General features: G+C 59.3%; 10 protein-coding genes and 1 tRNA gene. 6 read left to right on the top strand and 5 right to left on the bottom strand.

Going from position 1 to position 15,186, the window contains the following annotated elements; genetic code table 11:
• Nucleotides 1–146 precede the first annotated feature (146 nt).
• The 4 genes from TU84_RS11425 (at nucleotide 147) to TU84_RS11410 (ending at nucleotide 5,596) form a co-directional block, all read left to right on the top strand.
• Entirely contained in the window at nucleotides 147–1,466 is a 1,320-nt protein-coding gene (locus TU84_RS11425) for an MFS transporter (protein WP_048369190.1), read from the top strand.
• Nucleotides 1,467–1,550: 84 nt separating this feature from the next.
• A complete protein-coding gene (locus tag TU84_RS11420; protein WP_048369189.1) occupies nucleotides 1,551–2,045 on the top strand; it encodes a sigma-70 family RNA polymerase sigma factor in 495 nt (164 codons plus the stop codon).
• Nucleotides 2,045–3,022: a FecR family protein gene (locus tag TU84_RS11415; RefSeq protein WP_048369188.1), complete on the top strand. Its 978-nt coding sequence runs from the start codon at nucleotides 2,045–2,047 to the stop codon at nucleotides 3,020–3,022. Before TU84_RS11420 ends, TU84_RS11415 begins: the two co-directional genes overlap by 1 nt.
• Nucleotides 3,023–3,250: 228 nt before the next feature.
• A complete protein-coding gene (locus TU84_RS11410) occupies nucleotides 3,251–5,596 on the top strand; it encodes a TonB-dependent siderophore receptor (RefSeq protein ID WP_241486408.1) in 2,346 nt (781 codons plus the stop codon).
• Between the two features lie 76 nt (nucleotides 5,597–5,672).
• Here the strand turns inward: TU84_RS11410 and TU84_RS11405 are convergent, their stop codons facing one another.
• From TU84_RS11405 to uvrB, 5 genes are all read right to left on the bottom strand, one after another.
• Entirely contained in the window at nucleotides 5,673–6,821 is a 1,149-nt protein-coding gene (locus TU84_RS11405; protein ID WP_048369186.1) for an MFS transporter, read from the bottom strand.
• Between the two features lie 180 nt (nucleotides 6,822–7,001).
• Nucleotides 7,002–8,345, bottom strand: coding sequence for a cytochrome c (locus TU84_RS11400; protein ID WP_082148690.1), 1,344 nt, complete (start codon nucleotides 8,343–8,345; stop codon nucleotides 7,002–7,004).
• A 1-nt stretch (nucleotide 8,346) separates the two neighbouring features.
• A complete protein-coding gene (locus TU84_RS11395; protein WP_048369185.1) occupies nucleotides 8,347–9,939 on the bottom strand; it encodes a GMC family oxidoreductase in 1,593 nt (530 codons plus the stop codon).
• The gene (locus tag TU84_RS25230; protein ID WP_082148689.1) at nucleotides 9,936–10,580 is read right to left on the bottom strand and encodes a sugar dehydrogenase complex small subunit; all 645 of its coding nucleotides are present in this window, start codon (nucleotides 10,578–10,580) and stop codon (nucleotides 9,936–9,938) included. Before TU84_RS25230 ends, TU84_RS11395 begins: the two co-directional genes overlap by 4 nt.
• Before the next feature lie 281 nt (nucleotides 10,581–10,861).
• Complete coding sequence (gene uvrB / locus TU84_RS11385; protein WP_048369184.1) at nucleotides 10,862–12,877, bottom strand: excinuclease ABC subunit UvrB; 2,016 nt, start codon at nucleotides 12,875–12,877, stop codon at nucleotides 10,862–10,864.
• A gap of 335 nt (nucleotides 12,878–13,212) precedes the next feature.
• On the opposite strand from uvrB, the gene TU84_RS11380 reads away from it, so the two are divergent.
• Entirely contained in the window at nucleotides 13,213–14,409 is a 1,197-nt protein-coding gene (locus TU84_RS11380) for an amino acid aminotransferase (protein WP_048369183.1), read from the top strand.
• Between the two features lie 66 nt (nucleotides 14,410–14,475).
• A tRNA-Asn gene (locus TU84_RS11375) sits at nucleotides 14,476–14,551 on the top strand.
• Nucleotides 14,552–15,186: the final 635 nt, after the last annotated feature.

Below are 15,186 nucleotides of genomic sequence, written 5' to 3'. Positions count from 1 at the left end.
GCAGCCATCGTGCCTCGGCAGCTCCTACAACATTGAGCAAGACGAGTTGCAGCGTTCGTATCTGCGTGGCTGCGCAGGGATTTGTTATGCTCGGCCCTCGAATCAAGCGCCAGCATAGGCGTGTCCAGTTCACTTTGAGCGTATTTATGTCTGCCGATACTCAAGCTGTCACGACGCGTTTTTCGCGCTCCGACTATAGAACTCTGGGGCTGGCGGCCCTGGGTGGGGCGCTGGAAATCTATGATTTCATCATTTTTGTGTTCTTCGCCCTGACCCTCAGCCAGCTGTTTTTCCCGCCCGATATGCCGGAATGGCTGCGCTTGCTGCAAAGTTTCGGGATTTTTGTGACCGGCTATCTGGCCCGCCCGTTGGGTGGAATCTTGATGGCGCATTTTGCCGATCATCTGGGGCGCAAACGGGTGTTCAGCCTGAGCATCCTGATGATGGCCCTGCCGTGTCTGCTGATCGGGATCATGCCGACGTATGCAGATATTGGCTATTTCGCGCCGCTCTTGCTGCTGGCGCTGCGGATTTTCCAGGGCGCCGCAGTCGGCGGTGAGGTGCCCAGTGCCTGGGTGTTTGTTGCCGAGCACGCGCCTGCCGGGCGTCGCGGCTATGCCTTGGGCTTTTTACAGGCCGGTCTGACCTTCGGTTATTTGATCGGCGCCCTGACGGCGACCTTGCTGGCGCAACTGTTTACCCCGGCCGAAATCCTTGATTACGCCTGGCGCTTTCCGTTTTTGCTGGGCGGCGTGTTTGGCGTGATCGGTGTGTGGCTGCGTCGCTGGCTGAGCGAAACCCCGGTGTTTCTGGCCTTGCGCGAGCGCCGTGAGGGCAGGGTAGAGCTACCTTTGCGCACAGTATTGCGGGATTTTCGCCCGTCATTGCTGCCCGCCGCGTTGCTGACCTGTGTACTGACCAGCGCCGTGGTGGTGTTTGTCGTCATTACCCCCACCGTGATGCAACAGCAGTTCGGCATGACCTCCAGCCACACCTTTGCCTTGAGCAGCGTGGGCATCGTGTTTTTGAACATTGGCTGTGTGCTGGCAGGCCTGATCGTCGACCGTATCGGCGTCTGGCGCAGCATCGTGCTGTACAGCGTGCTATTGCCGCTGGGGATTGGCGTGCTCTACGCCAGCCTGGTCGGGCAATGGGGCTTGCCGGGGCTGGCTTACGCGTTGGCCGGTTTGACCTGCGGGATCGTTGGCGTGGTGCCGTCAGTCATGGTTGGCTTGTTCCCTGCTGAGATTCGCGTGTCGGGCATTTCTTTTACCTACAACATCGCTTACGCGCTTTGGGCCAGTATCACGCCGTTGTTGCTGATTGCCCTGATGCCGTGGAGCCCGTGGGTGTGCGTGCTGTTCTGTGGGGTGATGGGCCTGGTCGGCGTGCTCACGGCCCGCTGGTTCGGCTTTGCCCGTGGCCATCAGGTCGAGCGGCGTTTGCGCGCGTTGGCAGAGGTGTGATGCAGAAACCTTCCGTCAGCGCAATGATTGCTGGGATTAATAGGAAGCATTACTATTCACGCCCCACCTATTCAGTCCAGTGCGATGACTCACAAAGTGCCCCGCCGAGCGGGCTTTTTTGAACATTACGAAGAGTTGATCGGTACCTGGACGCGTCGCTTGCGTAATCGCCAGCAGGCGCAATACTTGGCCCATGACACTTTTGTACGCGTGCTCGAATCCACTTCGGAGGCCGTCGAGCAGCCGCGTGCCTATTTGCATCAAATGGCGCGTAATATCGCTGTCGATGGTTTTCGCCGTGAAGAGTTACGTGACGCCAAGGAGCAGGCAGCCGTTCCCCCAAGTTCGTCCGAGACGGGCGACCCGGAGCAGTACATGCGTGCTATCCAGTTGGCTGAGTCTGTTGAAAAAGCCCTGCAAGAGCTCCCGCTGAACTGCAGGAAGGTGTTTGTCTGGCAGAAGATCGAAGGCCTGACTCAAGCCGAGATCGCCGAGCGCCTGGGACTGTCCAAGAACATGGTGGAAAAATATATGATCCGCACCCTGCGACATCTGCGTGAACGGGTGGAGGCTCAATGATGGATACGCGTGACGGTACCCACGACATCGCCAGTGTGCGTGACGCTGCCGCAACCTGGTTTGCCCGTGTGCAGGCGCAGGCCTTGAATGCCGGGGATCAGGCAGAATTCGAGGCCTGGCGTGCCCGCCATCCGAGCCATGAAACGGAATACCAATGGCTGGTCAACCTCTGGTCGGCAGCAGATTTGCTGCCCAAGGAGCGCCTGCAGGCCCTCTGCGAGGTGCCGGTCAAGCCGATCAAGCGCCGTTCTGTACTGGGTTTTGGTCTGGCGGCCAGCGTGCTGGCAATGGCGGGCGGCGCATTGGTGTGGACGCAGTTGCAGTCTCTGGGCAATTACCAGGGCAGCTTTGCCACCACGGCAGGCGAGCGCCGCACTGTGACCTTGCCGGATGGCTCGGCCATCGAGCTAAACAGCCGCAGCCAGTTGTTGGTCAGTTTTGAACGCCAGCAACGCACGGTGGTGCTCAAGCAGGGCGAGGCGATGTTCAACGTGGCTCACGACACGGATCGGCCTTTTGTAGTGCTCGCAGGCCCTGGCCAGGTGACCGTCACCGGCACCCGTTTTGATGTGCGCCACGAGGACGGCCAGGCGCAAGTCGCCGTGGAGTCGGGCACTGTGCGGGTGCAGGGTAACGAACCCGGATCGCGGGTTAACCTGACGGCGGGACTGGGCACGGTGGTCAATGCCCAAGGGCAGGTGGCGGCCGTACAACCAGTGAATACCGAAGCACTGACGGCCTGGCGCAAAGGGCAACTGGTGTTCAATAACGCCAGCCTGGCTGAGGTTGCCGCCGAAGTGTCGCGCTATCGGGACACGCCGCTGCACGTCAGTACGCCAGCGCTGGGGCAGTTGCGTCTGACCAGCGTGTTCAAGACCAACGACACCGACGCCTTGCTCAGCGCCTTGCCGCGCATCCTGCCGGTGGCGATCAAAACCCGTGACGATGGCAGCCAGGAAATCATCTCGGCAAAATAATTTCAGATCGGATTCAGGTTTTTTTCGAGTTCTTCGTCTTCTTGATCAACTGCAACTGGTTTGCATTAACAAGCGCAATCAAATGCGATCAACTGGGCAAGACTCGACGTGAAAAACAACCATCCTTGTGTGCGGTTTTCCTCGCTTAAATCATCTTTGAAAGCTCCATCGTCCAGCGCACGATCGCGCTTGTTGCCACTGGCGCTGGCCCTCGCGGTCAGTGCGGCGATGCCCGCTGCGTTTGCCGGCGAAGCCGTTGCCAGCGCCATCCATATCCAGGCCCAGCCGTTGGGTGCCGCGTTGAGCCAGTTGGCGCAGCAAACTTCGTTGCAGGTGTTTTTCAGTCCGCAACTGGTGGCCGGCAAGCAGGCGCCTGCGGTCAACGGCACCCTGTCACCCGAGCAAGCGCTGCGTGAACTGCTGCAAGGCAGTGGCTTGAACTACCAGCTTGATGGCGACGCCGTGACTCTGACCCCGGCGGCCACCGTGAGCGCCTCCGACGCTTCCGGCCCGCTGGAGCTGGGGCCGGTAGACGTGAAAGTGGTGGGTAACTGGCTGGGTGATGCCAACGCCCAAGTGGTGCAGAACCACCCCGGCGCGCGGACAGTGGTGCGCCGCGAGGCGATGGTCGAGCAGGGCGCAATGACCGTCGGCGACGTGCTCAAGACCATTCCCGGTGTGCAGGTACAGGAATCCAACGGCACCGGCGGCAGCGATATCTCCTTGAACGTCGGCGTGCGTGGCTTGACCTCGCGTCTGTCGCCCCGTTCGACCGTATTGATTGACGGCGTACCGGCAGCGTTTGCCCCGTACGGCCAGCCGCAACTGTCGATGGCGCCGATTTCCTCGGGCAACCTCGACAGCATTGACGTGGTACGCGGTGCCGGTTCGGTGCGCTACGGACCACAGAACGTGGGCGGCGTGATCAACTTTGTGACCCGCGCCATCCCGGAAACCTTCCAGGGCGAAGTCGGTACCACTCTGGAAACCTCCGAGCGTGGCGGCTGGAAGCACCTGGAATCGGCCTTTCTGGGCGGCACGGCCGATAACGGCATTGGTGCTGCATTGCTCTATTCCGGTGTCAAAGGTGATGGCTACCGGGCGAGCAATAACAACAACGACATCGACGACGTGTTGCTGAAAACCCATTGGGCGCCGACCGATCAGGACGATTTCAGCCTTAACTTCCACTACTACGACGCCACCGCCGACATGCCCGGCGGCCTGACGCAGAAGCAGTTTGATGCCGACCCGTACCAGTCCGTGCGCGACTGGGACAACTTCACCGGGCGCCGTAAGGACGTGTCCTTCAAATACCTGCGGCAGATTGATGACCAGACCCAGTTTGAAGTCCTGACCTACTACACCGACAGCTTCCGTGGCAGCAACATTGCTGCGCGCAACCTGCAAACCCTGGCGTCATACCCGCGTAGCTACCACACCTTCGGCATCGAGCCACGGGTGTCGCACGTCTTCACCCTGGGTGAGGTTACCCAGGAAGTGGGCATTGGCTATCGCTACCTGAAAGAAGCCATGCAGGAAGAAGCCAGCCAACTGCAACTGGTCAATAACGTGCCTGTGGCCCGTCCAGGGGCTGACGGCCATATTTATCAGGACCGTACCGGCGGGACCGAAGCCAACTCGTTCTACATCGATGACAAGATCGATGTCGGCAAGTGGACCATTACCCCGGGCATTCGCTTCGAGCGCATCAGCACCAACTGGCAGGACCACTCGGTGCTGGACAACAAAGGCGTGCCGGTCCCGGAAAAAAACCGCAGCATCGACAGCAACGAAGCGTTGCCGGCCTTGAGCGTGATGTACCACCTTTCCGATGCCTGGAAACTGTTCGCCAACTACGAAACCTCGTTTGGCAGCTTGCAGTACTTCCAGTTGGGTCAGGGCGGCCAGGGCGACCAGACCGCCGCGGGCCTGAAGCCTGAAAAGGCCAAGACCTATGAAATCGGTACCCGTTATGACAATGGCGTGTGGGGCGGCGAAGTTACGCTGTTCTACATCGACTTTGCTGATGAACTGCAATACGTGAGCAACGACGTGGGCTGGACCAACCTAGGCGCGACCAAGCACCAGGGTATCGAGACGTCGGTTCATTACGACATGTCGACGCTTAACCCGGCCCTTGACGGCCTGTCGGTGAACGCCGGTTTCACCTACACCAAAGCCACCTCCGAGGGTGACATCGCCAACTTCAAAGGCCGTGACCTGCCGTTGTACTCGCGCCAAGTGCTCAACTTGGGCGCCCGCTACGTGGTCAACCGCTGGAGCTACAACCTCGACATGTTTGCCCAGTCGCAACAGCATGCACCGGGCACTGGTGGGGTTTACATCACCGACCCGACGCCGGACGGCCAGTACGGCGATATTCCGGGTTACGCCACCTGGAGCACCCGTGTCGGTTACGACTTTGGCCCTGAAGCATCGAACCTGAAAGTGGGCGCGGGCATCAAAAACCTGTTCAACCACGAGTACTACACCCGTTCCAGCGACAACAACTCGGGTATCTACGTGGGTGAGCCGCGCACGTTCTTCGTGCAGGCCAGCGTAGGGTTCTAAAGCAGCACGGCTTGCTTGCGATTTTTTGAACGATCAAAAGATCGCGAGCAAGCTCGCTCCTACAAGTACGTGGGGGTCAGACTTTCAAGATGCGCCCGCTGATGGCCACGCCTACCAGCATCACGGCGATCAGGCCGAAGGCGATGTTCAAGCTGCTGACATGGGCGATAAAGCCAATGGCCGCAGGCCCTACCAAAATCCCCGCATAACCCAGCGTAGTAATGGCCGGCACGGCGATGCTCTCAGGCATCACCGTTTGCTTGCCCACCGCGGTGTACAGCACCGGCACGATATTCGAGCAGCCGGCACCCACCAGCGCGTAGCCCAACAGCGACACTTCCCAGTCCGGCGCCGCTGTCGCCAACGCCAACCCGGCGGCAGCACATAGCCCGCCCAGAACAATGACCCGACGTGCGCCCAGGCGGCTGACGATGGTATCGCCGAGCAAACGGCCTGCCGTCATGGTCAGGGCAAACGCGGCATAACCGAGCCCGGCATACACCTCGTTGATGTGTTTTTCAGAGGTCAGGAACACCGCGCTCCAGTCGAGCATCGCGCCTTCAGCCAAAAACACGGTAAAGCACAGCAGGCCGATAAACAGCACTACGCCATGGGGAATGGCAAACGCCGGGCCGCTGCTCTCGCTGCCATAGGGCAACAGGTGCGGAGCGGCCTTGAACAGCGCTGCGAGGATCAGCACGATGACCACGGCCATGGCCCACAAAGGCGTCAGACCGACGGCCAGCAGGCCGCTGACCCCGGCAGCGCCGACGATCCCGCCGACACTGAACAAACCATGAAAGCCGGACATCATGTTGCGCCCGCTGGCGCGTTCGACAATCACTGCCTGCAGGTTGACGGTGGAGTCGACGGTGCCCAGCCCAGCGCCAAAGACAAACAGCGTGGCAATCAGTAACGGGATGGAACTGACTGTCGCCAGCAACGGCAGACTCAGGCAGATCAGCAGGGTCCCGGCGGTCAGCACCCGGCGGCAACCAAAGCGGGTGGCCAGCACCCCGGCTATCGGCATTGCCAGAATCGAACCGACGCCCAGCGACAGCAGCAACAGCCCCAGCGTCGCGTCATCCAACCCGGCCCGTGCTTTGGCGTAAGGCACCAGTGGTGCCCAGGCAGCGATGCCGAAGCCGGCAATAAAAAAGGCAATTCGCGTCGAGAGTTGTTCGAGACGCCCCGGTACCGGAGGCGCTTTAGGCATGGAGGTCATGGTCTTCCTTGAAGGACAAGCGGCAAAAACAAAGCAACATCCTTACACAGTTGTAGCCAACCTCGCGACACCGCGAACGCCATCACGCTGTGGGAGCGGGCTTGCTCGCGATTGGATCGACGAGGTGTAACAGACAGACCCAGTCGTTTGCATCGCGAGCAAGCCCGCTCCCACGGGGGCCTAGACTTTACGCCGCGCGAACACCCAACCCACCAGCAGCACCAGCACGACAATCGAACCCCAGGCCAGCGCCGGGGCGTAGTTGATCAGCCAGCTCACCGGTGTTTTATCCGACAGAATACTGGCCACCTCCTGTTCATCCGGCCCGGAGCCTGGCACTTGCCCAAATGTCGAACGCACATAGCGGGCCAGTGCGGCGATTTGCTCGTTGTTCATTTGGTCACGGAAACCGGGCATGAGGATGTGCCTGCCATCCATTTCGAGGTTGATGCCCCCGGCGATGACTTGCACCAGGTTATTGGGATGGGCCGAGCGCAAGTCGCGTAACCCGCCTAAGTCCGGCCCTGCGGTGCCAGTGCCGTCGACCCCGTGACAACTGGCACACGCCGATTGATACAACACTGCACCATCGGTGGTGGCGTTGTTGGCCAGGTTACGCCAGCCGGTAATCGGTCCCTCGACCGTGTCAGGGTCGACGCGGGCCGGGCGTGAGGGCGCAGCAGGCAATGCTTGGGTAATGACCGGTGGCACCTGGCGCAAGTAGGCAATGATGTCGGCAATGTCGCTGTCGCCCAGATGGCTCAGGCTACGACTCACAGCCAGGCCCATATCACCGCCTGCGACCGCCACCGGGTTATGGCCTTTTTGCAGAAACTGTTTGAGTTCCTCATCGCTCCAGCTACCCAGCCCGGACGGGTCGTTAGTGAGGTTGGGGGCTTGCCAGCCGCCGACAAACGCGCCGGCCAGATGCTGCTCCGGCAACTCCGCCATGAGTACCCCGCGTGGTGTGTGACACGCGCTGCAATGCCCGAGGGCCTCGACCAGATAGCGCCCGCGTTCTGCCGACTCACCTTGCGCAGGTTTCTCGCCTGCCGCGTGCCCTTCCTTTAGGTACAGCGCGTTCCAGGCAATCATGGCCGGCCGTATGAACGGAAAGCCCAAGTCGGTTGCGCGCACTTCATGGTTGACCGCAGGCACGCTCTGCAAATAGGCGTAGAGCGCTGACACATCGGCATCGCTGATGCCGGTGTAGGACGTGTACGGCATTGCCGGATACAGCCAGCCTTTGCCGGGGGCGCGGCCTTTGCGCAGGGCGTCGCGCAACTGTTCTTCGCTCCAGTTGCCGATGCCTGTATGTGTGTCCGGGGTGATGTTGGAGGCATAAATAGGCCCCAGGGGACTGGCAATTGCAGCGCCGCCCGCCAGGTTTTCGCCATGGCAGCCCGCGCAATCGGCTGCCGTGGCGATGTATTTGCCACGCTCAACCGTGCTGGCATCGTTTGACTGAGCACTGGCCCACTGTGTGCCGAGGGCGAGGGTGACGGCTATCAAGGCTTTACGCATGTCACACCTCCTTGGCGATATGTTTGCCAGCACGGATGGCCAGCGCCATCCCGGTCAGGGTGGGGTTCACACCGCCCGCCGTGGGCATGACTCCAGTGGTCACCAGAAACAGGTTCTGGTGATCAAAACAGCGCAGATCCCGGTCCACAACAGCATCCTCGGCCCGGGTGCCCATACGCACCGTGCCCATGATGTGCTGCTGGCAAATCCATTTTGTGGGTGCACTGATCCGCGTACCGTTGGTGGCTTGCAGGAAGTTGGCAAAGTCGTCCATCAGCCGGGGCAGGTTGGCGTTGGTGTAGTCCGAGATCCGGTAGTCCAGGCGCAATCCCGGTAAGCCGAGCGAATCCTTGAAGCCGGGGTTCAGGGATATCCCGTTGGCCTTGTCCGGCAAATCTTCGGTCAGGGCTTCAAAGGTGAAAATACGGGCTGAACGATCGTGGATTTCGTCATCCAGCGCGGCGCCGATCTTACGCTCCGACAGGGCGGTTTCGGCAATGCCGACAGTGGGCGGGTTGTTCAGCAAGTCATAGCGCGTCGAAGGAATACGCGTGCGGTCTGGCTGATTGCGCCGCTGCATGATCGCGCCGTGAATGTTCTGCCCGCGTCCGGCCCACAACGGCTCCGACGAGAGCAGGGTCATGTCGATGGTGGGGTGAACCATCAGGTTGCGTCCGACCATGCCCGAACGCGCCCCGAGGTTGTTCATCAGCATCAGCTTGGGGGTTTCAAAGCCATGGCCGGCCAGCACATAAACTTTGGCCGTGAGCCGCGTGGCGGCACGGTTAGGCGTCAGGTAGTGGAGGGCGGTCACCTGGCCGTCCGAGCCGGTTTCGATCTTGTGCACGATGGCGTTGCTGCGCAGGTCGACGCCCAACTTGCGGATCTTTTCAACGACGTGATACCCCGAGTGCTTGGCGCCGATCGGGCAGTTCCAGTTGCACATGTTGTTGCCAATACACGCGGGGCGGCCGTCATAGGGTTTGCTGATGCGTGACGAAGGGGCGACGTCGATGCGATAACCCTTGGTTGCAATTTGTTGCTGCAAGCGCTGAATGGCGTAGGGCTTGGCTTCGGGCGGCAGTGGAAAAGGCCGGGAGCGGGGCGGGTAGGTATACCCCAACCCTTGGCCGGACTCGTCGTAATCGGCGATGCCGTTGACCCCGATTTCGTATTCGGCGTCGCAATAGAACGGCTCAAGCTCGGCATAGGTGATGGGCCAGTCCACGGCGAGGCCGAAGCTGGACTTCAAGGTCATGTCTTCGGGGAGCAGGCGCCAGGTGGCCGCCGTCCAGTGCCGTGAGGTGCCGCCCACTGAACGCAGGGTGCCGGGGAACACCTCGATCCCTTCAAGGTGCGGGCTGATATAACCGGGGCTGAAGCTGTTAGGGGCGTAGGGCACATCCGGGAACAGCGCGTTGAAATTGTTCTGCCGCGCCGAATTACGAAAGTTGTCGGTGACTTTCCAGTCTGTGGTTTCAGGTCCGGCTTCCAGCACGATGACTTTTTTCCCGGCGCGGGCCAGCTCCAACGCCACCATGGAGCCCAGTGAACCTGAGCCCACGACAATCACGTCAGCATCGTAATCGCTCATTTCCTTGCCTCCTGGCCCAGTGCCGCGCGGGCAGCTTCGATTGAGTCGAACCGGCCTTCGGCATAGGCGTGCCAGGCCGGGTCAGGGGCAGCGATGGTGTAATGCTTCAATGGCTGATAAGCCCAGGTGGTGGCGCCTTCCGGCAAATCGGAAGCGTCGACCCCGCGTGGCGTGTCTCGCCACCAGCCTGCCGGGCCGGGTGGGTAGCTCTGAGCAGGGATAATGCCGCCGGTCTTGGCATACGCCTGCATTTCAAGAAACGTGGCGAAGGCGGCGTCATCTTCAAGAATTCGCCCTGAAGGGGTGCCGACATAGCCCAAATACCAAGGTTTGGCGATGATCAATGCCGTGTCCAGATCCGTACCGCTGAGGGCCGACAGACCCGCTTCGCGGCTGGTGCTTGCGGCCAGGGTTTTGTGCAATGCGGCGAGGTGTGCGGCAAAGCCTGTGTGGCGCTCAGTCAGCAAGGCCTCGATCCGTGCGGCGGCACTGGGGGTCAGGTTATCGGCGCCGGTAATGATCCGGCTCACCTCGCGAAACGCATCTGAAGCCGACCCTGCGGCCAGCAGCGCACTCGACCAATACAAGGCAGGCGGTATCAAGGCCAGCGATACAAGAAAGGAGCGACGATCCATAGACATAGTGCCCACCCTGGCAAACTGATTAACATCCGGTGTTAATACTTTGAAAGTTGTTTATAGCCAAAATACAACTAACAGCAAGTTTTGATTGTTAGTCAGGGAGGGGACTTTCAGATTAATAAAGCGGGTGTTGAATCTTTGGAGTGCGGCTGTTTTTATATGTGTTTTTGGAAATGCAAATCATTATTGACCTGTAGGAGCGAGTTTGCCTCGCGATCTTTTAAATAATCAAAAGATCGCGAGACAAGCTCGCTCCTACAGTTATGTGTGTGGTTTAAAAATTAAACCTGCAACAACCGCTCCCGGAGTTTGCCGATTTCGTCGCGCATTTGTGCTGCGGCTTCGAATTCCAGGTCGCGGGCCAAGGCGTACATTTTTTCTTCCAGTTGGCGAATGCGTTTGCTGATCTCGCTCGGCGAGCGCAATTCGTTTTCGTACTTGGCGTTTTCTTCGGCGGCCTTGGCCATGCCTTTGCGCTTCTTGCTGCGCGAACCCGGTACCACCGCGCCTTCCATAATATCGGCGACGTCTTTGAACACGCCTTTAGGGGTGATGCCGTTGGCTGCGTTGAACGCGATCTGTTTTTCGCGACGGCGTTCGGTTTCACCAATGGCCCGTTCCATCGACCCGGTGATGCGGTCGGCGTACAGAATCGCCTGGCCATTGAGGTTACGAGCGGCGCGGCCAATGGTCTGGATCAAGGAGCGTTCGGAGCGCAGGAAGCCTTCTTTGTCGGCGTCCAGAATCGCCACCAGCGACACTTCGGGCATGTCCAGGCCTTCACGCAGCAAGTTGATGCCCACCAGCACATCAAACACGCCCAGGCGCAAATCGCGAATGATCTCGACCCGCTCCACGGTATCGATGTCCGAGTGCAGGTAACGCACGCGCACGCCGTGATCGGCCAGGTAGTCGGTCAAGTCTTCGGACATGCGCTTGGTCAGCGTGGTCACCAGCACGCGTTCTTCAATCGCCACACGCTTGTTGATTTCGGAGAGCAGATCGTCGACCTGGGTCAGCGCCGGGCGAATCTCGATTTGCGGGTCGACCAGACCGGTTGGCCGTACTACCTGCTCAATCACCTGGCCCGCGTGCTCGGCTTCGTAATTGCCCGGGGTCGCCGAGACGAAGATCGTTTGCGGGCTGATGCGCTCCCACTCGTCAAAGCGCATCGGCCGGTTGTCCAGCGCCGAAGGCAGACGGAAACCGTACTCCACCAGGGTTTCTTTACGCGAGCGGTCGCCTTTATACATGGCCCCGACTTGCGGCACGCTGACGTGGGATTCGTCGATCACCAGCAGTGCGTCAGCAGGCAGGTAATCAAACAGCGTTGGTGGCGGTGCACCCGACTCACGCCCCGAGAGGTAGCGCGAGTAGTTTTCGATGCCGTTGCAATAACCCAGCTCCATGATCATTTCCAGATCGAAGCGGGTGCGCTGTTCCAGACGCTGCGCCTCAACCAGTTTGTCGTGGGTGCGCAGGTAGTCGAGGCGTTCCTTGAGTTCTGCCTTGATCCCTTCCACGGCATCGAGCAAGGTTTCGCGCGGGGTCACATAGTGGCTTTTCGGATAGAAGGTGAAGCGCGGCATTTTGCGGATCACTTCGCCGGTCAGCGGGTCAAAGGCGCTGATGCTTTCGACTTCGTCATCAAACAGTTCGATGCGAATCGCTTCAAGGTCCGATTCGGCCGGGTAGATATCAATCACATCGCCGCGCACCCGGAAGGTGGCGCGGGCAAAATCCATGTCATTGCGGGTGTATTGCAGGTCGGCCAGACGGCGCAACAGCTCGCGCTGGTCGAGTTTGTCGCCACGGTCGATGTGCAGCACCATCTTCAGATAGGTTTCCGGACTGCCCAAACCATAAATGCACGACACCGTGGTCACAATGATCGCGTCCTTGCGCTCCAGCAACGCCTTGGTCGCCGACAGTCGCATCTGTTCGATGTGGTCGTTGATCGACGCGTCTTTCTCGATAAAGGTATCGGAGGAGGGGACGTACGCTTCCGGCTGGTAGTAGTCGTAGTACGAGACGAAGTATTCCACCGCATTGTTCGGGAAGAACGACTTGAACTCGCCGTACAACTGCGCGGCCAGGGTTTTGTTCGGCGCCAGTACCAGCGTCGGTCGATTGACATGGGCAATCACGTTGGCAATGCTGAACGTCTTGCCCGAACCGGTTACCCCGAGCAGGGTCTGGTGCGACAGACCGGCCTCAATGCCTTCGATCATCTGGCGAATGGCCACGGGCTGGTCGCCGGCGGGCTGAAAGCGGGTAACGAGCTGAAAATCGGACATAAAGGACCTCTGGTTTCGCTTCCTTGAGTCGGGATAATCCCGGCCAAAGCGAGAAAGACTGCACACGACGCATGCCGCAGCGCAAACAGGATACGTGTAAATATGGAGATCGTGACTGACTGTTTCAAGGCGTGAGGCTGGCACGCCGGTTTGGGCAAATATTGCAATTAGACCAGTGGGCCAAAAATAAACTCAAATACTTGGCCAAAACCGGGTTTCGCCTGTTGCCCCAATCCTGATCAGCTTTATACTTGCTCCCCGTTTGTGCACCGCTCTAGTGCAATCGGCTGGAGCGTTGTCACCCCCTCCATCATCCATTCAGAGCCGCCGTAATAATGAGCCTGTTCTCCGCTGTCGAAATGGCACCACGCGATCCTATCCTGGGCCTCAACGAAGCATTCAATGCCGATACTCGTACCGACAAAGTGAATTTGGGGGTCGGTGTTTACTGCAACGAAGAGGGACGAATTCCACTCTTGCGTGCCGTTATCGAAGCCGAAACGATCCGGGCAGCAGAGCACGCTTCGCGCGGCTACTTGCCGATCGATGGCATTCAAGCCTACGACCAGGCAGTACAAAAGCTGCTGTTCGGTGCTGACTCGGCACTGTTGGCTGCTGGCCGTGTGATTACCACGCAATCGGTTGGTGGCACGGGCGCGCTGAAAATCGGTGCTGACTTCCTCAAGCAACTGCAGCCAGACGCTGTGGTCGCCATCAGCGATCCAAGCTGGGAAAACCACCGCGCACTGTTCGAAGCCGCGGGTTTCCCGGTACAGAACTACCGTTACTACGACGCCGCCAGCCATGACGTGAACCGCGCTGGCATGCTCGAAGACCTCAACGCCCTGCCTGCCGGCTCGATCGTTGTGCTGCACGCCTGCTGCCACAACCCGACCGGCGTTGACCTGACCCCGGCTGACTGGCAGAACGTACTGGAAGTTGTCAAAGCCAAGGGCCTGATTCCGTTCCTGGACATGGCTTACCAGGGCTTTGGCGATGGCATCGCCGAAGACGCCGCTGCCGTGCGTCTGTTTGCTGACTCGGGCCTGAGCTTCTTCGTGTCCAGCTCGTTCTCCAAATCGTTCTCGATCTACGGCGAGCGTGTAGGTGCACTGTCGATCGTCACCCAATCCAAAGACGAGAGCGCTCGCGTTCTGTCCCAGGTCAAGCGTGTGATCCGCACCAACTACTCCAACCCGCCGACTCACGGTGCAAGCATTGTCGCGGCCGTTCTCAACAGCCCGGACCTGCGTGCCAAGTGGGAAGCCGAACTGGCTGAAATGCGCGAGCGCATCAGCGGCATGCGCCGTCAGATGGTTGAACTGCTTGCGAAAAAAGCACCAGGCCACGATTTCAGCTTTGTTGCGCGTCAGCGCGGCATGTTCTCGTACTCCGGCCTGACCGCTGAACAAGTAGGGCGCCTGCGCACCGAGTTCGGCATCTACGCGCTCGACACTGGCCGGATCTGCGTTGCAACCCTGAACCAGCGCAACATCGAAGGCGTGACCGACGCCATTGTGAAGGTCATCTAAAAATTTTTGGAGAGAAGTCAGCCAAAGCGTTGACTTCTTTTTAGATATCAGTAAGATAGCCCTCATTCCGCGATAGCTCAGTTGGTAGAGCAAATGACTGTTAATCATTGGGTCCCTGGTTCGAGTCCAGGTCGTGGAGCCAGATAAAGATTCAGAGCCGCTTCCAGCGCTTCTGAATCGTCCGAAAAACCCGCCGAAAGGCGGGTTTTTTCGTTTATGCGCTGAGCTCGCAGATGACCCGCGCATCCTGCCCAAATTGACCATTTCTATCTAGACCGCACCCTAAAAAGTATGGGATTGATTCTAAAGCCCCTGTAGGAGCGAGCTTGTCTCGCGATCTTTTGACCTTTTAAAAGCTCGCGAGACAAGCTCGCTCCTACAGTTATTCGTACGCATCTCATAAGTGAACAGCATTACCTGTAGGAGCGAGCTTGCTCGCGATCTTTTGATCTGGCTTTTGATCTAAAAGTCCTCACCACGCCTCTCCCGAAGTAGAAGCGCCCGATTGGGGGATGCTGAAGATATTCGGTGGCCCTGTGTGCTGCGCGACAGCGCGACGTCTTAGGCGGGGCGGCTTTTCCTAGGACTATTCCCACGCCATAAAGCTATCGTGCCTACAGTACAGCTTGGGTCTTTACAGGGTTAAATGTTCCTTATTCTGAATAGGAAAAAGGACATCCCTAATGTCGAAACAATGCTCCGGCACCACTCCAAAAGTACGTCCTGTTCACTTGCCTGTGCTCGGCAGGCAAGAGCAAGGCTAGCGCCCGTCAAAAT

It is taken from the genome of Pseudomonas helleri, from assembly GCF_001043025.1.
Classification (GTDB): domain Bacteria; phylum Pseudomonadota; class Gammaproteobacteria; order Pseudomonadales; family Pseudomonadaceae; genus Aquipseudomonas; species Aquipseudomonas helleri.
Note: the sequence above shows the minus strand (reverse complement) of the source record. Positions and strands in the feature narration are given on the sequence as shown.

Excerpts from the sequence above, each read along its gene's own strand:
- TU84_RS11395 (WP_048369185.1), bottom strand. The coding sequence starts at position 9,939 with ATGAGCGATTACGATGCTGACGTGATTGTCGTGGGCTCAGGTTCACTG.
- TU84_RS11420 (WP_048369189.1), top strand. The coding sequence starts at position 1,551 with ATGACTCACAAAGTGCCCCGCCGAGCGGGCTTTTTTGAACATTACGAA.
- TU84_RS11415 (WP_048369188.1), top strand. The coding sequence starts at position 2,045 with ATGGATACGCGTGACGGTACCCACGACATCGCCAGTGTGCGTGACGCT.
- TU84_RS11405 (WP_048369186.1), bottom strand. The coding sequence starts at position 6,821 with ATGACCTCCATGCCTAAAGCGCCTCCGGTACCGGGGCGTCTCGAACAA.
- uvrB (WP_048369184.1), bottom strand. The coding sequence starts at position 12,877 with ATGTCCGATTTTCAGCTCGTTACCCGCTTTCAGCCCGCCGGCGACCAG.
- TU84_RS25230 (WP_082148689.1), bottom strand. The coding sequence starts at position 10,580 with ATGTCTATGGATCGTCGCTCCTTTCTTGTATCGCTGGCCTTGATACCG.
- TU84_RS11380 (WP_048369183.1), top strand. The coding sequence starts at position 13,213 with ATGAGCCTGTTCTCCGCTGTCGAAATGGCACCACGCGATCCTATCCTG.
- TU84_RS11410 (WP_241486408.1), top strand. The coding sequence starts at position 3,251 with ATGCCCGCTGCGTTTGCCGGCGAAGCCGTTGCCAGCGCCATCCATATC.
- TU84_RS11425 (WP_048369190.1), top strand. The coding sequence starts at position 147 with ATGTCTGCCGATACTCAAGCTGTCACGACGCGTTTTTCGCGCTCCGAC.
- TU84_RS11400 (WP_082148690.1), bottom strand. The coding sequence starts at position 8,345 with ATGCGTAAAGCCTTGATAGCCGTCACCCTCGCCCTCGGCACACAGTGG.